This is a genomic window from Streptomyces sp. LZ34 (assembly GCF_053890475.1).
This window is the reverse complement of record NZ_CM132680.1, coordinates 7873966-7890500: the sequence shown is the minus strand read 5'-3', so window position 1 is coordinate 7890500 and position 16535 is coordinate 7873966. Positions and strand designations below refer to the sequence as shown.

The following is a 16535-nucleotide window of genomic DNA, read 5'->3' as shown; positions in this document are numbered from 1 at the left end:
ACGAGGGGCGCCACCCCACACGCCGGGCGCCGGACGCCGTGGCCGACGGCCGACGGCCGACGGGCGACCGGTGTCCGACCGGCGGGGCGGCAGGCGGGCGGCAGGCGACGGCTGGCGGCCGCCGGCAAGGGCACTCGCGGGCGTAGGAGCGCGGGTACGGCGCGAGGCGTGGGCGTCAGACGTCAGCGTCAGGCGTCAGGCGTCAGGCGTCAGCGCAGGGCGTCCGCGACCTCGCGGGCCGCGTCCACCACGCGTGGCCCCACTCGCTCCGGCACCGCGTCGCAGAGCATCACCACCCCCACACTGCCCTCGAGCCCGGTCACCCCGACCAGCGCCGCGGCCGCGCCGCTCGCGCCCGCTTCCAGCTCGCCGTGGGTAAGGACATAGCCGGGGTCGCCGCCCCGGCCCGAGCGGGCGGCCAGGATGGCCCGCCCCGCGGCGCCGCGGTCCAGCGAGTGCCGGAAGCCGGCCCGGTAGGCGACGTGGTAGTCGGTCCAGGTCGGCTCGACGACCGCGACCGCCAGCGCTTCCGTGCCGTCGACCAGGGTGAGGTGTGCGGTGGCGCCGATGTCATCGGCGAGGGCGCGCAGCGCGGGCAGTGCCGCCTCCCGCAGCAGCGGATGGACCTGGCGGCCGAGCTGTAGCACGCCGAGCCCGACCCGCGCGCGGCCGCCGATGTCGCGGCGTACGAGGGAGTGCTGCTCGAGCGTGGCCAGCAGGCGGTACACCACGGTGCGATTGACGCCGAGCTTGTTGGACAGCTCGGTCACGGTCAGCCCGTGGTCGGTGTCGGCGAGCAGTTTGAGGACGCGCAGTCCCCGGTCGAGCGTCTGGGAGGTCTCCGCGGTCACGACGCCCCCTCCTCCGTATGAGTGGCGGCTCTTCGCGGAGGGCGCCGCCGGGTCCCGACGACGGCGCGCCAGAGGCCGCCGGTCGTGTTCGCACGCACCGGCTGCGCTCCGCGGCGGCGCTGCCACGGGGCGTGTGCGTTGGCCGGAACGGTAGCGAGCCGGTCCGCTAAGCGGAAGAGTTTGTCCAGAATCCGAGCAGGGCTCCCGGGCCGAGGGCCTCGCGCACGCCGGGACGGTGGGCTTTTATCCCGGTTCGGCGGGTCGGAAGGGCTTACAGGGAAGCCCTTCCGCCGACGTACGGCGTCACCGCCGCCGTCACCTCATCCGCGTGGCCCACTCCCGGACCTTCTTGATCCGCTCCCGGAGCTGCCCGGCCGTCGCCTCCGCGCTCGGCGGCCCGCCGCACACCCGGCGCAGCTCGGTGTGGATCACCCCGTGGGGCTTGCCGCTCTGGTGGACGTACGCCCCGACCAAGGAGTTGAGCTCCTTGCGCAGCTCGAGCAGCTCCTTGTGGGTGACCACCGGCCGCCGCTCCGCCGGGAGTTCCAGCAGGTCGGCCTCGGCGTCCGGCTTCTTGCGGCTGTGCGCGATCTGCCGCGCCTGCCGCCGCTGGAGCAGCATCTGCACCTGGTCGGGCTCCAGGAGCCCGGGGATGCCGAGGTAGTCCTGCTCCTCCTCGCTCCCCGGGTGCGCCTGCATGCCGAACTCGGCGCCGTCGTAGAGCACCCGGTCGAAGACCGCGTCCGACTCCAGCGCCTCGAAGGGCAGCATGTCCTGCTCGCCGGTGTCCTCGTCCTGCTGCTTCTCGGCCTCCTCGAGGAGCTTCGCCTCCTCGGCGTACGGGTCCTCCTCCTCGCCCTCCTTCTTGGGCTTGTCGAGGACGTGGTCGCGCTCGACCTCCATCTCGTTCGCGAAGCCGAGCAGCATGGGGATGGTGGGCAGGAAGACGGAGGCGGTCTCGCCGCGCCGCCGGGACCGTACGAAACGGCCGACGGCCTGCGCGAAGAACAGCGGGGTGGAGATGGTGGTCGCGTAGACGCCGACGGCCAGGCGCGGCACGTCCACGCCCTCCGACACCATGCGCACCGCGACCATCCACCGGTCTTCGGAGTGGCTGAAGTCCTCGATGCGCTGTGAGGCCCCGGAGTCGTCGGACAGCACGATGGTGGCCTTGGTGCCGGTGATCTCGCGGATCAGCTTGGCGTACGCGCGCGCCGAGTCCTGGTCGGTCGCGATGACGAGGGCGCCCGCGTCCGGGATGGACTTGCGGACCTCGGTGAGCCGCTGGTCGGCGGCGCGCAGCACGTTCGGCATCCAGTCGCCGCGCGCGTCGAGCGCGGTGCGCCATGCCTGCGAGACGGCGTCCTTGGTCATCGGCTCGCCGAGCCGGGCTTCGAGCTCGTCGCCGGCCTTGGTCCGCCAGCGCATGTTGCCGCTGTAGGAGAGGAAGATGACCGGCCGGACGACGCCGTCGTTCAGGGCGCTGCCGTATCCGTACGTGTAGTCGGCGGCCGACCGCCGGATGCCGTCGTTCCCCTCCTCGTAGACGACGAAGGGGATGGGGTTGGTGTCGGACCGGAAGGGGGTGCCGGTCAGCGCGAGCCGGCGGGTCGCCGGCTCGAACGCCTCCAGGCACGCCTCGCCCCAGGACTTGGAGTCGCCGGCGTGGTGGATCTCGTCGAGGATGACCAGCGTCTTGCGCTGCTCGCAGCGGTTGCGGTGCAGCATCGGCCGCACGCCGACGCCCGCGTAGGTGACGGCGACGCCGTGGTACTCCCGCCCGAGGGGCCCGGCGCTGTACTCGGGGTCGAGCTTGATCCCTATCCGGGCCGCGGCCTCCGCCCACTGCTTCTTCAGGTGCTCGGTCGGCGCGACGACCGTCACCTGCTGCACGACGTGGTGGTGCAGCAGCCAGGAGGCGAGCGTCAGCGCGAAGGTGGTTTTGCCGGCGCCGGGCGTGGCGACGGCGAGGAAGTCGCGGGGCTGCTCCTGTACGTACTTCTCCATCGCGCCCTGCTGCCAGGCGCGCAGCTTGCTCGCGGTACCCCAGGGAGCCCGGCCGGGGAAGGCGGGCGAGAGGTGATGGCTGGTCGTGGAGGAGGCGGTAGTAGTCACGGTCTCCGTCGGGCTGAGTCGGCGGCGGGGGTGGGACCGCGTCAGCCTACCGGTGCCGTCCTTCACGCTTGGGGGCTACGCCCCGGGTCCACCCGGAGGTGGGATTCAGCTCACATTGCTTCGCGCAGCGCGCGCAGTCCGCCCGCGATGTCGTCGACGTCCTCGATCGCGCCCGAGGCCACGCCGACGACGAGCTTGTACGCCTCGTCCTGGTCGACGTCGAGCATCTCCGTGCCGTTGATGTCGAGGAAGACGACTGTGGACATCCAGCACATGCGCTTGTTGCCATCCACCAAGGGGTGGTTGACAGCGAGCGACTGGAGCAGCGCGGCCGCTTTCTCGAACAGGTCGGTGTAGGCCTCGATACCGAACATCTGCGACTGCGGGCGGTGCACCGCCGAGCTCAGCAGGCCCAGATCACGCACCGCGATCCGCTGCCCCCCACAGGCGATTTCCGCCAGGTCCAGCACTTCCTGGACCGTCAGGTACTTCACTTACTCCCCCAGCCTCCGCAGCAGGTCCGCGTGGCGTGCCGCGTACTTTGCCCCCAGGCGCCGGACGGACTCCCGGTCGGCCTCCTGCTCCAGATACCGGTCGATCGCCTGAAGCACTATGGCGTGCATGCTGCGGCCCTCCTCTTCGGCCCGCCGCTTGAGCGCCTCTTGCTGGTCGTCGCGCAGACGGAGATTCATTGCCATACCAAAACGGTACCACTGGTGGGGCCAAAGTGGTACCACTCTATTGGGCGGCGGGCCGCAGCCGCGCCGTCACCACCGCCCCCAGCAGGGCCACCGCCGCCATCGCCACGAACACCGCGGCGAACGCCCCCGCGTGCCCCGTCCCCGTCCCCGCCGTGGCGGACGCCGCGGCCGTGTGGTCCGCCGCGGCCACCGAGCCGCCCCCGAAGCCCACGAACAGGACCCCGCTCAGCCCCACCAGCGTGATGTTGCCGAGCGCGTCGGAGACCTGGAGGGAGGCGGAGTTGCTGCCCGCCTCCTTGGGGCCGGACAGCTTGAGCAGCAGCACGCTGCCGCTGGAGATGACCAGCCCCATCCCGTAGCCGCCGATCACCCACGCCACGGCGACCAGCCACGCCGGAACGGAGTCGACGAGCACCAGGGGGACGAGGGCGATGGACGTCGCCATCAGCACCATGCCGGCCGCCATCAGCCGCTCGCGGTGGGGCTCCAGGCGCGGGCGGCTCTGGGTGTACGAGCCGAGCGCCCAGGTCAGCCCGCCGCCGGTGAGCGAGAGGCCGGCCGCGGTCGCGGACAGGCCGCGCTCGGTGACCAGCATCAGCGGAATGAAGCTCTCCGCGCCGAGGAAGGCACCCGCCGCGATGCCGCGCAGCAGCACCACGGACGGCAGCCCGCGGGCGGCCCGGAAGGTGCCGGTGGGCAGCAGCCGCAGGACGCACGGGACGAGCAGCGCGAGCCCCGCCGCGGCGGGGATCAGGGAGACCCAGGCCAGGTCCTGGCCCGCGTACTGAAGCAGCCCCGCGCCGGACGCGACCGCGAGGGCGAGGAGGATGCGGCGGCGGTTCATGGCGGGGGACCGCTCGCCCCGGTCCACCTTGCGCAGGGCCGGGAGCATCACCGCGAGCGGCAGCAGTATCAGCACCGGGATGGACAGAAAGACCCAGCGCCATCCGGCCTGCTCGGTGACCGTCCCGGCGACCAGCGGCCCGACGATCACCGGCAGCACCCAGGCGGCGGAGAAGGACGCCAGCACGGCGGGCTGTAGCCGCTGCGGATAGGCGCGGCCGACCAGCACGTACAGCGAGACGATCACCAGCCCGCCGCCGATGCCCTGCACCGCGCGCCCGCCCACGAACGTCCACATGTCCTGCGCCGAGCCGGAGACCACCAGGCCGGCCCCGAAGGCCGCGATCCCGGCGAACAGCGGCGCGAGCGGCCCCCGGCGGTCGCACCACTCCCCCGACAGCGCCATTGCGAACAGGCTCGCGGTGAAGTACGCGGAGAAGGCGTACGCGTACAGCTCGACCCCGTCGAGGGCGCGGGCCGCGACCGGCATCGCCGTGTTGACCGCGCTCGCCTCGAAGGCGATGAGGGAGACGACGGACACGATGCCGAGGGTGAGGGCGCGGAAGCGCCGCCCGAGTACGGAGCCGCCGCCGTCGGCCTCGGCTTCGGCGTTGACTTCAGCTTCTGCTTCGGCTCCGGCTGGTGCGGCGGGACTGTACGCGACGTCGGTGTCGCGCGGGTCGATAGCGGTCATTACGCCAGCGTAAGAGGCGTTTGCGGGTGTGACACCTGGCGCGGGACGGAGATGTCCTCGGCCCTCGGTCCTAGGCTCGGCACGCCGCCGCGATCAGCGTCACAGATTGGAAACCGGTCTCCCAGGATTCGGTAAGCAACATCAGCTCGTCATGCTCACACCCATAGACTTTCAGCCAGGTTGACGCACCGCCTTTCCCGCGACGGTCGACCCCAGCCTCACTACTTGCCCGGTCACGGACGATCAGGCCCGCACCACGGGGGAATCGTGCCTTCTATCCGCTCATTTTTCGCCACCGCCGTCCTTGTCTCCGCAGCGCTCACACTCACCGCCTGTGGCCCCGGCAACAGCGGCAGCTCGCACTCCTCGCGGAGCCACGCCGCGAAGAAGTCCAGCAAGAAGAACGGCAAGAAGATCAAGAAGAGCGCGAAGAGCGCGAAGAGCGCGAAGAAGGGCAACGGCGACTGCCCGACGACCGCCAGGGGCCGCAAGGTCATCTGGGTCAACAACGTCGAAGGCGCGATGAACAACATCATCGCCAAGAACGCCAAGCGGAGCTGCAACCCGAAGTCGCACCAGGGCGCGGCATACCAGCCGATCGGGGCGCTGCACACCTACTCCGTCGCCTCGGGCAACGCCGAGGTGACGATCATCAGCAGGAAGAACTCCGGGCAGAAGGCCCTCACCGCCCAGAACGGCGGCATCGCGCACGTCAAGACGTGTGCGGACCCGACGGGCAAGCAGTACGACGGCGGGCAGACGAAGGCGGACACCAGTGACTGCTGGGGCCTGAACTTCTACGAAATCACGGTCGACTCCAACGGCAAGATCACAGAGATGACCGAGATCTACGCGTCGTGAGGCGGCTCGAGGCTCATGGGGCCCGGCCACCGCGCCGGGCCCCCGGCCGCCGCGCCGGGCCCCACGCCACCGCTTCGGCGGCCGCTACGTCGTGAGCAGCACGCCGCCGTAGCCGACGCCCGCGACCACCACCCACGCGCACAGCCCGAGCGCCGCCACGCGCCCGCCCGTACGGGCCAGCGAGGGCAGGTGCACCGCGCTGCCGAGGCCGAAGAGGGCGGTGGCGAGCAGCAGTTCCTGGACGGTCGCGGCGGTGTCGAGCGCGGCGGACGGCAGCCGGTCCGTACTGCGCAGGGCGACCATGGCCAGGAAGCCGAGGACGAACAGCGGCACGAGGGGTGGCCGCCGCGCGCGGGCCGTACCTCCGGCCTCATCGCCGAGCCGAGCCTGCCGGGCCCCCCGCGCCTGCCGGGCCCGTACGGACACGGCGACCGCCGCGACGAGCGGCGCCAGCAGCGCCACCCGCATCAGCTTCACGAGCACCGCCTCGCCGAGCGCGGACGGCCCGGCCGTCTGCGCGGCCGCCACGACCTGCCCCACGTCGTGCACGCTCGCCCCCGCCCACCGGCCGAACTGCGCGTCGCTCAGCCCCAGCGGGTGCTGGAGCAGCGGCAGTACGGCGATGGCGAGCGTCCCGCACAGCGTCACCAGCGCCACGGACGTCGCGACGTCGCGCTCATCGCTGTCCGACACCTCGCTGACCGCGCCGATCGCGGACGCGCCGCAGATCGCGTAGCCGGTGGCGACCAGCAACGGCTGGTCGCCACGCAGGCCCATCCGGCGGCCGAGCCACCACGTGCCGAAGAAGGTGGCCGCGACCACGCCGCACATCATCGCCACGCTCGCCCAGCCGAGGCCCAGCACATCGTCCAGGCTGAGCTTGAGCCCGAGCAGCACCACACCGAGGCGCATCAGCCGCTTCCCCGCGAACGACAGCCCGGCCCGGCCGCCGCCCCGTACGAGGCCACGCGTGCCCGGCAGATGCGCGGCGAGGATGCCCAGCACGACGGCAACGGTCAGCATCGGCACCCCGGGCACCGCCCGGTGCACCGCCCAGGCCACCGCCACCCCGAGCGCGCCGATCCCCAGCCCGGGCAGGAGGACCCGGATCCGTGCCGCGCGGCGGGGCGCCGGGGGCGCTGTCGTCGGGCCGGGCGGGTGTGGAGCTTGCGCCGGGGCGCTGCGGCCCGGGGTGTCGAGGCCCGGGGCGCTGCGGCCCGGGGTGTCCAAGCCCGGGGCGCCGTCGGTGCCGGGCGGGCCGTCGGCGCTGGGCGGGCCGCCGCGCGCGTCGGTCAGCGCCATGGTCCGGCCCACCCGCACCGGCCGGGCACAGCCGCCGTTCCGCACCGGCCGGGCACAGCCACTGTTCCGTGGCGGCGCGGGCTCACAGGTCCTCGCCCTCCGGCAGGGCGTACACGCGCCGGACGCTGCTGCCCAGCCGCCCGACATCCGCGCCGTACACGTGGATGGAGATCGCCGTACCCGCACCCGCGTTCCACACCCTGTGGATATCTCCCGGCGGCGCGAACCCGGCCACCGAGCCGCGTGGGTTGGTCACCTCCGCCACCGCGACCAGGCGGGAGGTGGTGCCGTCGGGGACGAGGGCGTAGCGGCGCTCGCGCTCCTGGCCCTCGTGGACGCCGGCCACGCACCACGAGACGTGGTCGTGGACGGCGGTGTGCTGGCCGGGCAGCCAGACGAGGGCGACGACGGAGAAGCTGCCGTCGGGTTCGGCGTGCAGGAGGTGCTGGCGGTAGCTCGCGGGGTCGCCCTGCCGTTGGGCAGCGGTGAGCAGATCGGGCGCGCCGAGGTGGGGAGCGAGCCGCTCGGCCACCAGATGGGCCGTCAGGTCCGGCGCCAGACCGCGTCCGACGGCCTCGCGTACCTCGTCGACGAACGCGCTGACGCGCGGGGTGCGGCACAGGGCGGGCGGCGCGGAGGCAGGCGGCGCGGAGGCGGTCTGAGTGGTCATGGCCGCAGCGTCCTGCCGCCCGAACCATGGCGTCCAACGACGGTTTCTTCGCCGACCTCAACAGCTGCTTATGGGTCCCGTACAGTCCGGCATGGCCCCTCAGCAGCCGACCCGGTTCGCCGCCACCGCCTTCAGCTCCTCCAACACCACCTCCGTCGCCGGCACCCGCAGATGCTCCCGCAGCACATACGCCGAGACATGGCGGCGCGAGGCGGGCTCCAGGGCGCGGCCGGTGACCTTCTGGTGGCAGAGGAAAGACAGGACGAGCCCGGGCATCATCGCGACACCGAGCCCCGCCGCGACCATGCTCTGGATGACCAGATTGTCATCCGTCGTAAAGGCGATGTCGGGGGCGAACCCCTGCTCCGCGCACTCGTGCAGGAAGTTGGCGCGGCAGCGCAGACAGCCCGCTATCCACCGCTCCCCGCTCAGCTCCGCGAGCTTGACGGCCCGCCGCCGGGCCAGTGGGTGGCCGGTGGGCAGCAGCACCGTCAGCTGGTCTTCGAGGAGCGGGATCTCGACCAGCTCGGCGGGGGCCTGCTCGCGCAGGCCGGGGTAGGTGAAGGCGAGCGTGATGTCGCACTCGCCGCGCACCACCCGCCCCAGCGACTCGGGCGGCTCGCCTTCGAGCAGCTCCACCCGCACCCCCGGGTGGGCGGCGGCGAGGCGGGCCATCGCCTCGGGGATGAGGGTGGCGTTGGCGCTGGGGAAGCCGCAGAGGCGCACCCGGCCGGCGCGCAGCCGGGTGATGGCGTTGAGCTGCTGCCGGGCGGCGGAGATGGAGTCGAGGATGATGTCGGCGTGGCGGGCGAGGGTCTCCCCCGCCTCGGTGAGCCGCATGCCGCGGCCTACGCGGACGAAGAGCGGGCTGCCGACTTCCCGTTCGAGCGCCTTCATCTGCTGCGTGATCGCCGGTTGCGTATAGCCGAGGGCGCGGGCGGCGGCGGAGTACGAGCCGGCGCGGATCACCTCGTGGAACGTCCTGATGTGCCGGGAATCGAACACCCCTGAATCATAAGCGCAACTTGGAGTCCGGGGACATCTCCCCTCCCCCGCTTTTGGATCTCCCCACCTCAGGGCAGCCCTCAACGCAAGTACGCCTTGACAATTCCAAACTGTCAAGGCGTACTTGCCTCATGACAGTTCCCGATCTTGACGATCTCATCGCGGAAGTCGACCGGACGTGCGCCACCGCCCACCGCCCCGGCGAACAGGAACAGCCCGACTGGCTGGCCCTCCTGACCACCGCGGCAGGCCTGGCCGGCCGGCTCCAGGCCCTCGCCGACGACCTGGTCGAGGACTACGTCGAGCACTGCCGGATGCACGGCCGCTCCTGGACGGACATCGGAACGGCCCTCGGCGTGACCCGGCAGGCGGTGCAGCAGCGCTTCCACGCACCCCACAAGCGCTACGGCCCCGAGACGATGAGCGACGAACTCCGCCAGGCCATGACACACGTCAAGCGGGCCGCGGTGCAGCACCGCAACAACTACATCGGGACCGAGCATCTGCTCTGGGGCCTCACCGCCGAGGACAACAGCGCCACCCGCCTCCTGAGCGCCGCCGGCGCGTCGCCCGAATCCCTGCACAGGACCGTCGGGGACCGGCTGAGCATGGGAGCGTCACAGGCGGCCGAACGGATCGCCTGGACCCCCTACTCCCGCAAGGCCATCGCCCTCGCGGAGGAGCGGTCGGAGGAGGCGGGCTCGGCACACATCGACTGCGACCACCTGCTCCTCGGACTCGCCCAGATCGGCCGCGGGGTGGCCGCCGCGGTGCTCGACGAGGCGGGCCTGAGCGCGGAAGCCCTCAGCGAAGCCGCCGCGAACACCGCCAAAGACCAGGCGATTTACGCGCCGTAGAACTCACACCCCGGCGCCGGGGCGGGCACCGGGAGCACGCGCGAGCCGCTCGACACGGCGACCGGCGCAATCAGGCAAGCTGGACCAATGCCCCACTACACCTCGTACGACGACGCCGAACTCGCCTACCGCGTCCTTGAGGCCCGTACCGGCGGCGGAGCCGCCCGCCCGCCGCTCGTCTGCCTGGCCGGCGGCCCGGGGCGGAACGCCGCGTATCTGGGCGACCTCGGCGGGCTCGACGCCGACCGCACCCTGATCGTCCCCGACAGCCGGGGCACCGGCGAGTCCCCGCCCGCCGCCGACCCGAGCGGCTACGCCTTCCTCAGCCTCGCCGAGGACCTCGAAGCGCTCCGCGGCCACCTCGGACTCGAGCGGTTCGCGCTGCTCGCCCACGACGCGGCCGCCGCGACGGCCCAGGCGTACGCCGCCGCCCACCCCGAACGGCTGACGCACCTGATCCTGGTCTGCCCCGGCGCGCGGATGCAGGGCGAACTCCCCCAGGACGCCCGCGAGATCTTCGAGGCCCGCGCCACCGAGCCGTGGTGGCCCGACGCCTATACCGCGGTCCAGATGCTGCCCGACACCACGGACCTGACCGAGGTGCGCAAGCTGCTGCTCCAGGCCGCCCCCATGGCGTACGGCCGCTGGGACGAGCCCCAGCGCGCGCACGCCGCGAGCGAGGGCGAACAGCTGGGCCCGGTGCCGCGCGCGGGCTTCTGGCAGGGCGTGGACGAGGCGGCGCGGCGGGCGGTGCTGGTGCGGCTGCGGGAGGTGCGGTGCCCGGTCCTGGTGGTGACCGGGGACCGGGACGCGGTGACCGGCATGCGCGCCGGTGAGCTGGTCGCGGAGTCCTTCCCGAACGGGCGGGTGCGGCCGCTGCACGAGGTGGGGCACTACCCGTGGGTCGATGAGCCGGATCTCTTCCGCCCGGTGGTCGAGGAGTTCCTCACCCACGGCTGAAAGCCGCCTCCGGCCCGTCACGCCCTTCATGAACGCCGTATGTCAGTCGCATGGCAGCGCCCGCCGCACCGTTGTGACCCTCCGGCCCCGCCCCTATCGTCGAGGACACGAGCACGACATTGGCCGTGTGCCCGAGTGGTTGAGGGACTCGCCTGCAAAGCGAGTTACGCCGGTTCGATTCCGGTCACGGCCTCCATGAACACGAGCACCAACATGGTGGAGATCCCCGCCGGGGAGATCGTCCTGCGGGACGAGGGCACGCGGACGAACTGGCAGGTGGAGGTCGCGGCCTTCCGGCTGGCGCCGTATCCCGTGACCCGCGAGCTGTACCGCGCCGTACGAGGCGAGGCGCCCGCGAGCGTCGTGGCGGGGCCGCGGGCGCCGGTGACCGAGGTCTCCTGGCGGGACGCCGTCCGGTTCTGCAACCTCCTCTCGGAGGCGACCGGGCTCACGCCCTGCTACTCACTGGGCAGCGGCAAGGACCCCGACGCGCAGGACGTGGACTGCGACTGGGCGGCCGACGGCTATCGCCTGCCCTCCGAGGCGGAGTGGGAGTACGCGTGCCGGGCCGGGAACTCCGGTGTGCGCTACGGCGAGCTGGACGAGATCGCGTGGTATCGCGGGAACTCCGGCGACCGGGTGCACGAGGTCGCGGCCAAGGCGCCGAACGCGTGGGGTCTCCACGACATGATCGGCAACGTGTGGGAGTGGTGCTGGGACCTGTACGACCCCGGCGTCTACGGCCCGTACCGGGTCTTCCGTGGCGGGGGCGCGTACGACCCTCCTCGGGGGTGCCGGGCGTCGTGCCGCCGCAAGAGCCACCCGACCCTGCGCATCGACGACCTCGGCTTCCGGCTCGCCCGGTCGCTGTGACCTCGCAAGGGTCGCTGTGACCTCGCAAGGGTCGTTGTGACATCACGAGGGTTGCTGCCTGATCGCTTTTTGGTCACGGCAGTCAACCTGAACCCCAAGTGAACCGTCTCCCCCGTGTGTATAAACGTAAAAACATATCGACGGACCGGAAGCGCAAGGCCAAGCCGATAGCCGGGCTTCTGACGGCCGCCTCCCTCGCGCTCGCCCTCAGCGGCTGCGGCGGCGCCTCGTACGACGCGACCGCGCCGAGCAGCGCCCGCGAGCGCGCCTCGGCCGACGGGAAGGAAGTCAAGGCCGGGGCCGTCGACTGTTCGAAGGCCAAGTGCGTCGCCCTCACCTTCGACGCCGGGCCCAGCGAGAACACGCCCCGCCTGCTGGACATCCTGAAGCAGGAGAAGGCGCACGCGACCTTCTTCATGCTCGGCAAGAACCACGTCCTCAAGCACCCCGACATGGTGCGCCGCATCGCGGCGGAGGGCCATGAACTGGCCAACCACACCTGGACGCACAAGATCCTGACCAAGTCCGACGACGACGAGGTGCGCGACGAGATCACCCGCACCCAGGACGCCGTATCCAAGATCACCGGCTCCAAGCGGCCCCTCCTGATGCGCCCGCCGCAGGGCCGCACCGACGACCGGGTCACCAAGATCTGCCGCGAGCTCGGCATCGCGCAGGTGTTGTGGAGCGTCACCGCGAAGGACTACCAGACGACCGACTCCGCGCTCATCACCAAGCGGGTGCTCGACCAGGTGGACCGCGACGGCATCATCCTGCTGCACGACATCTACAAGGGCACCGTGCCCGCCGTTCCGGGGATCCTCGAGGGACTCAAGAAGCGCGGCTACACGGTCGTCACCGTCTCCGAGCTGATGGCCCCCGGGAAGCCCGAGGCCGGCAAGGTCTACAAGCCCTGAGGGAGCCGGGCCGGCGCCCGGTTCACACGGACCGGACGGCGATCGTGCAGAGCCGCTTGGTGGCCCGGGTGAGGGCGACGTACAGGTCCCGCTCGCCACTGGAGCGGGCCGCGGTGATCTCCTCCGGGCCCACGATGACGACCGCGTCGAACTCCAGGCCGCGCGCCTCCGACGCCGGTACGAGGCTCGCCTGCCGCGCGATCCCCGCAGCCGTCAGCTCGTCCAGCCTGGTGTCCGCGCAGATCACCCCGAGCAGTTCGCCGGGGTGCGCCGCTGTCTGGGCCCGGAGCTCCTGCGTAACGGTGGCGGCAAGCGTGCGCGGGGGCGCGGTGCGGGTACGGGGCGCCTCGCCGCGGCGGATCGAGCGGCTTGGCGTCTGGCCGGGGGCGATGCGTGCGAGCAGGTCCCGGGTGGTGGCCAGGATCTCCTGCGTGGTGCGGTAACTGACCGTCAGCGTGTGCAGCTGGAACCGCGAGCCGACATGGGGGTTCAGCGCCTGCCTCCAGTCGCGTGCGGTCGACGCCGGGCCCGCTTGGGCGAAGTCGCCCACCAGGGTCATCGACCTGGCCGGGCACCGGCGTACGATCATCCGCCACTGCATGGCGGTCAGCTCCTGCGCCTCGTCGACGACGACGTGTCCGTACGTCCGCTCGGGCGGGCCGTCCAGCAGACTCGTCGCCTCGTCCAGCAGCGGCACATCGGCGTCGGTCCACCGCCAGGCGTCGGCGTCGTCGGCGTCGGCGTCGGCGTCGGGGGTGCGCAGCAGCCGGGACCGCTCGTCATCGGTCAGCTGCGGGAGATGCTCGGCGAGCGCGCCGGGGTCCGTCAGGAGGGCCCGTACGACATCGGCGGGCGCGAGTCGCGGCCAGAGCGCTTCCACGGCGCGGTCGACATGGGCGTCGTCCAGGAGGTTCGCCCGGACGGTGTCCGCATCGAACTCATCGGCCGCCCCCTCGGCCGGTGCGTCGTCGAGGCCTAGTCGGCGCAGGTCGGCCGCAGCGGCCTGGTCGAGGTCGAGGTCGATGAGCTGCGCGACCTCGACCTCGATGCGCTCCAAGGTCTCGGCCGTGCCGCGTTCCAGCGCGTCCGTGACGGCGTCGACCAACAGCTCTTTGAACACCTGGCGCGCGCGGTTGTGCCCCAGGCCGGCTGTCACGGCCGCGTCGCGTGCCCTGGCGACATCCCCGTCCTCCAAGCGGACCCATTCCTGTCCCACCCGCACGGTGAAGTCACCGCCCGGTGCCTGCCGGAAGCGCACCAGGTCCGCCAGCGCGTCGGCCAGCGCGGCACTGCCCTTGAGGAGCGCCGTATCGATCGGCTCCACGGCGTCCGGCACGGCCCCGGGCCCCACCCCGGGCCCCGCCCCGGCAAGCTCCTGACAGGTCGCCAGGACGACGTCGTTCTCCCCCAGCGACGGCAGGACCTGGGAAATGTAGTCCAGGAACCGCGCGTTCGGCCCGAGCACCAGGACACCGTGCTCGGCGGCGCGCGGGAACGCGTACAGCACATAGGCCGCCCGGTGCAGCGCCACCACCGTCTTGCCGGTGCCGGGGCCACCCTGCACCACCGTCACCCCCCGGTGCGGGGACCGGACGATCGCGTCCTGCTCCGCCTGAAGCGTCGCGACCGCCGCCCGCATCCGTCCCGTACGCCGCGCCCGCAGCGCCTCCGTCAGCGGGCCGTCGCCCACGACGTCGTCGGCGGTGGGGGCGGAGCCGTCCAGCAGCTCGTCGCTCACCGCGACCACCGCGCGGCCCTTCAGACGCAGGTGACGGCGGCGCCGCAGGCTCATCGAGTGGATCGACGTCGCCTCGTAGAAGGGCCGCGCCGCGTCCGCGCGCCAGTCCACGAGCAGCGGCAGGTCGCCCTCGTCCGTGCGCAGGCCGAGACGTCCGATGCGCAGGGCGGTACCGTCCACACCGTCGATCCGGCCGAAGACCAGCCCCTCCTCGGCCCCCTCCAGCCTGCGCACCTCCCTCGCCAGGCGCCCGGCGGCGACCTCGCGCTCGTACACCTCGCCCGTGCTGTCGGCCGATGCCTTCAGCACCTCGGCCAGCTGCGTTCGCGCGTCGGCGATCCGCTCGTTGACCAGTCCGTACAGGGCGGACACATGGGTTTGCTCCAACTCGACCTGGCGCCGCGCGGCGGTGCCCGGGACCTGCGACAACACAGGACTCCTCTCGGTTCAGCCGCACCACTATGCGGCTGAACTCCCGAGAAAGTAAGTCTTGACTTACTTGAGCCGATCCGCCCCCAACGGGCGCCGCCCCGGGCCGTCGCCTAGGGCGCGGTGCGGGTGAAGTGGAACGGGCATCGGGCGCCGCCCAGGCCGATGGTGGTGGCACGCTCGAAGCGGAACCCGTGCCGATCCGGGTCGATCGCCTCGATCCAGTTCCCGTCGAACGCGCACATGACGGGGGTCAGCTCCGGGGCGGAGTTCGCCACCAGCACCTCGTGATAGAAGCACCGGTGAACGTCCAGCAGATAACGCTGATCGTCATCGGCTGTGCGCTGGAAGGTGAACGCCTTGCCGAAGGCGTACTCCTCACGGGACTTCGACACGTCCACCATCGCCCTGAACGGATCCGGCGCGGCGTCCAGCATGGCCCGGGTGCTCGCGTAAACCGCCTCTCCGAGCGGTTCGACCAGCGCGGCCCGTACCGCGCGGGTGGCGGCGTCGCCGCCCAGCCGCGGGAGCAGCGTCTCGTACGCCGCGACCACCGCCAGGGTGATGCGGAGGTTGTACCGCGAGGGCTCGTCGACAACCAGGTGCGCGTTCGCCGCCTCCAGCGCCGCGTGCCGCTCGCGCATCGCGGAGACGAGGTCGCCGGGGAGCGCCTGCTCTCGCGATGTCGCGGATATGTGGTCGAAGAAACCGTCGACAAGCATCGCTGTGTCGCGCTCGGGATCGGGAACGTAGTCGCCGTCGGTCATTCCGAACTGGTCGGTGGTCACGAAAGGTCCTTTCGGGACGGGCTCAGTCCCGAGAACGACCTGACAACGCGCAGGGCGGAGCCGGGCCGTGCTCGCGACGAGCGAGCACGCCGACGCGCTCCACCGACCAACCTGGCGTCGACGAACCTCATGGATTCTGTCGCGGCGATCGTCGCACAGGCGCGGGTGACGTGTCGAACGATGCGGTTGTCGGAACCGCTGGGCGGTTCAGGCTCCGGCGAGGACCGTGGTCACGACCTTGCGGACGGCGCCGGCCTCGGGCGGGGTGCCCTTCCGGTCGGCGAACAGCAGATGCGCGGCCCCGATCAGGGTGGGGGCGAGCGTGTCGACGTCCGCGTCCGCCGCGATACGGCCCAGGTCGCGCTCGGCGGCGAGGTAGGAGGCGACCATGGCGGCGGCCTCCGTCAGGACCGGAATCCCGGTCGGCCTGGCCTCGCGCAGCCGGGCGCGCAGGTCGTCGCGGGAGATGATGAGGCCGACGACGGCCACGGCGACCGACCCGAACAGCTCCGTCAGCGCGCGGGTGAGGTTGTCGGCGACGGCGCCGGTCCCGGCGGACTCGCGCAGGGCGGCGGCCTGGTGGTCGATCCGGGCGATGCGGTCGAGCACGAGCTCGGCGAGGAAGGCGTCGAAGTCGGCGAAGTGCCGGTGCAGGACCCCCTTGGCGCAGCCCGCCTCCGTGGTCACCGCCCGGCTGGTCAGCGCGCTCGGCCCGTCCCGGAGCAGGACGCGCTCGGCGGCGCCGAACAGCTGCTCGCGCGCGTCGCGGAGAGCCACCCCCGTCGGCATCCTCGGCACCTCCTCCTTGTCTCGGTGGGACTGGTGGGACTGTACCCGGTTGACGAGTGGGCGCTCGCCCACTCATAGTGGGCACATGCCCACTACAGGATCTGAGCAAGCGCCTCTCTCCGCACGCGAGTCCCATCAAGCC

16 protein-coding genes and 1 tRNA gene are annotated in these 16535 nt (G+C 72.1%); 6 read left to right on the top strand and 11 right to left on the bottom strand.

The genetic code is table 11. The features are described from left to right. Positions 1-209 precede the first annotated feature (209 nt). The 5 genes from ACWY4P_RS33040 to ACWY4P_RS33020 form a co-directional block, all read right to left on the bottom strand. Positions 210-851, bottom strand: a complete 642-nt coding sequence (locus tag ACWY4P_RS33040) for a helix-turn-helix domain-containing protein (RefSeq protein ID WP_456204191.1) — start codon at positions 849-851, stop codon at positions 210-212. Positions 852-1166: 315 nt separating this feature from the next. Then, positions 1167-2966 carry a DEAD/DEAH box helicase gene (locus ACWY4P_RS33035; RefSeq protein WP_456204190.1) on the bottom strand — a complete coding sequence of 600 codons (1800 nt, stop codon included), beginning with the start codon at positions 2964-2966 and terminating at the stop codon, positions 1167-1169. A 110-nt stretch (positions 2967-3076) separates the two neighbouring features. Beyond that, positions 3077-3460, bottom strand: a complete 384-nt coding sequence (locus ACWY4P_RS33030; protein ID WP_456204189.1) for a type II toxin-antitoxin system death-on-curing family toxin — start codon at positions 3458-3460, stop codon at positions 3077-3079. Next, positions 3461-3658 (bottom strand): Arc family DNA-binding protein, encoded by a 198-nt coding sequence (locus tag ACWY4P_RS33025; RefSeq protein WP_014179215.1) that lies wholly within the window; start codon positions 3656-3658, stop codon positions 3461-3463. 46 nt (positions 3659-3704) lie between these two features. After that, a complete protein-coding gene (locus ACWY4P_RS33020; protein WP_456204187.1) occupies positions 3705-5204 on the bottom strand; it encodes an MFS transporter in 1500 nt (499 codons plus the stop codon). A 267-nt stretch (positions 5205-5471) separates the two neighbouring features. Here ACWY4P_RS33020 and ACWY4P_RS33015 point away from each other — a divergent pair, with 267 nt between their 5' ends. Further along, the gene (locus ACWY4P_RS33015) at positions 5472-6065 is read left to right on the top strand and encodes a hypothetical protein (protein ID WP_456204186.1); all 594 of its coding nucleotides are present in this window, start codon (positions 5472-5474) and stop codon (positions 6063-6065) included. An 84-nt stretch (positions 6066-6149) separates the two neighbouring features. Here ACWY4P_RS33015 and ACWY4P_RS33010 read toward each other — a convergent pair whose 3' ends face one another. From ACWY4P_RS33010 to ACWY4P_RS33000, 3 genes are all read right to left on the bottom strand, one after another. Beyond that, positions 6150-7367, bottom strand: a complete 1218-nt coding sequence (locus tag ACWY4P_RS33010; RefSeq protein ID WP_456204185.1) for a YeiH family protein — start codon at positions 7365-7367, stop codon at positions 6150-6152. 82 nt (positions 7368-7449) lie between these two features. Then, on the bottom strand, positions 7450-8037 hold the full coding sequence (locus ACWY4P_RS33005) for a cysteine dioxygenase (RefSeq protein ID WP_456204184.1): 588 nt from the start codon (positions 8035-8037) through the stop codon (positions 7450-7452). Between the two features lie 99 nt (positions 8038-8136). Continuing rightward, positions 8137-9042, bottom strand: a complete 906-nt coding sequence (locus ACWY4P_RS33000) for a LysR family transcriptional regulator (RefSeq protein WP_456204183.1) — start codon at positions 9040-9042, stop codon at positions 8137-8139. A 131-nt stretch (positions 9043-9173) separates the two neighbouring features. Between ACWY4P_RS33000 and ACWY4P_RS32995 the strand changes: the two genes are divergently transcribed. From ACWY4P_RS32995 to ACWY4P_RS32975, 5 genes are all read left to right on the top strand, one after another. Beyond that, positions 9174-9899, top strand: a complete 726-nt coding sequence (locus tag ACWY4P_RS32995) for a Clp protease N-terminal domain-containing protein (RefSeq protein ID WP_456204182.1) — start codon at positions 9174-9176, stop codon at positions 9897-9899. A gap of 87 nt (positions 9900-9986) precedes the next feature. Beyond that, on the top strand, positions 9987-10859 hold the full coding sequence (locus ACWY4P_RS32990) for an alpha/beta fold hydrolase (RefSeq protein WP_456204181.1): 873 nt from the start codon (positions 9987-9989) through the stop codon (positions 10857-10859). A 121-nt stretch (positions 10860-10980) separates the two neighbouring features. Next, a tRNA-Cys gene (locus ACWY4P_RS32985) sits at positions 10981-11055 on the top strand. Then, positions 11055-11732 carry a formylglycine-generating enzyme family protein gene (locus tag ACWY4P_RS32980; protein WP_456204180.1) on the top strand — a complete coding sequence of 226 codons (678 nt, stop codon included), beginning with the start codon at positions 11055-11057 and terminating at the stop codon, positions 11730-11732. The genes ACWY4P_RS32985 and ACWY4P_RS32980 overlap by 1 nt, the downstream gene beginning before the upstream one ends. Before the next feature lie 116 nt (positions 11733-11848). Continuing rightward, positions 11849-12649 carry a polysaccharide deacetylase family protein gene (locus ACWY4P_RS32975; protein WP_456204179.1) on the top strand — a complete coding sequence of 267 codons (801 nt, stop codon included), beginning with the start codon at positions 11849-11851 and terminating at the stop codon, positions 12647-12649. Positions 12650-12671: 22 nt separating this feature from the next. On the opposite strand, the gene ACWY4P_RS32970 is transcribed toward ACWY4P_RS32975, so the two are convergent. The 3 genes from ACWY4P_RS32970 to ACWY4P_RS32960 form a co-directional block, all read right to left on the bottom strand. Further along, positions 12672-14816 carry a HelD family protein gene (locus tag ACWY4P_RS32970; RefSeq protein WP_456204178.1) on the bottom strand — a complete coding sequence of 715 codons (2145 nt, stop codon included), beginning with the start codon at positions 14814-14816 and terminating at the stop codon, positions 12672-12674. Between the two features lie 113 nt (positions 14817-14929). Then, positions 14930-15604 carry an L-2-amino-thiazoline-4-carboxylic acid hydrolase gene (locus ACWY4P_RS32965; protein WP_456204177.1) on the bottom strand — a complete coding sequence of 225 codons (675 nt, stop codon included), beginning with the start codon at positions 15602-15604 and terminating at the stop codon, positions 14930-14932. 207 nt (positions 15605-15811) lie between these two features. Further along, positions 15812-16393 carry a TetR/AcrR family transcriptional regulator gene (locus ACWY4P_RS32960; RefSeq protein WP_456204176.1) on the bottom strand — a complete coding sequence of 194 codons (582 nt, stop codon included), beginning with the start codon at positions 16391-16393 and terminating at the stop codon, positions 15812-15814. Between the last annotated feature and the right edge of the window lie 142 nt (positions 16394-16535).

Coding starts and splice junctions, on each gene's coding strand:
- ACWY4P_RS33025 (WP_014179215.1), bottom strand. CDS start 3,658: ATGAATCTCCGTCTGCGCGACGACCAGCAAGAGGCGCTCAAGCGGCGG.
- ACWY4P_RS32960 (WP_456204176.1), bottom strand. CDS start 16,393: ATGCCGACGGGGGTGGCTCTCCGCGACGCGCGCGAGCAGCTGTTCGGC.
- ACWY4P_RS33020 (WP_456204187.1), bottom strand. CDS start 5,204: ATGACCGCTATCGACCCGCGCGACACCGACGTCGCGTACAGTCCCGCC.
- ACWY4P_RS32990 (WP_456204181.1), top strand. CDS start 9,987: ATGCCCCACTACACCTCGTACGACGACGCCGAACTCGCCTACCGCGTC.
- ACWY4P_RS33005 (WP_456204184.1), bottom strand. CDS start 8,037: ATGACCACTCAGACCGCCTCCGCGCCGCCTGCCTCCGCGCCGCCCGCC.
- ACWY4P_RS32995 (WP_456204182.1), top strand. CDS start 9,174: ATGACAGTTCCCGATCTTGACGATCTCATCGCGGAAGTCGACCGGACG.
- ACWY4P_RS33010 (WP_456204185.1), bottom strand. CDS start 7,367: ATGGCGCTGACCGACGCGCGCGGCGGCCCGCCCAGCGCCGACGGCCCG.
- ACWY4P_RS32980 (WP_456204180.1), top strand. CDS start 11,055: ATGAACACGAGCACCAACATGGTGGAGATCCCCGCCGGGGAGATCGTC.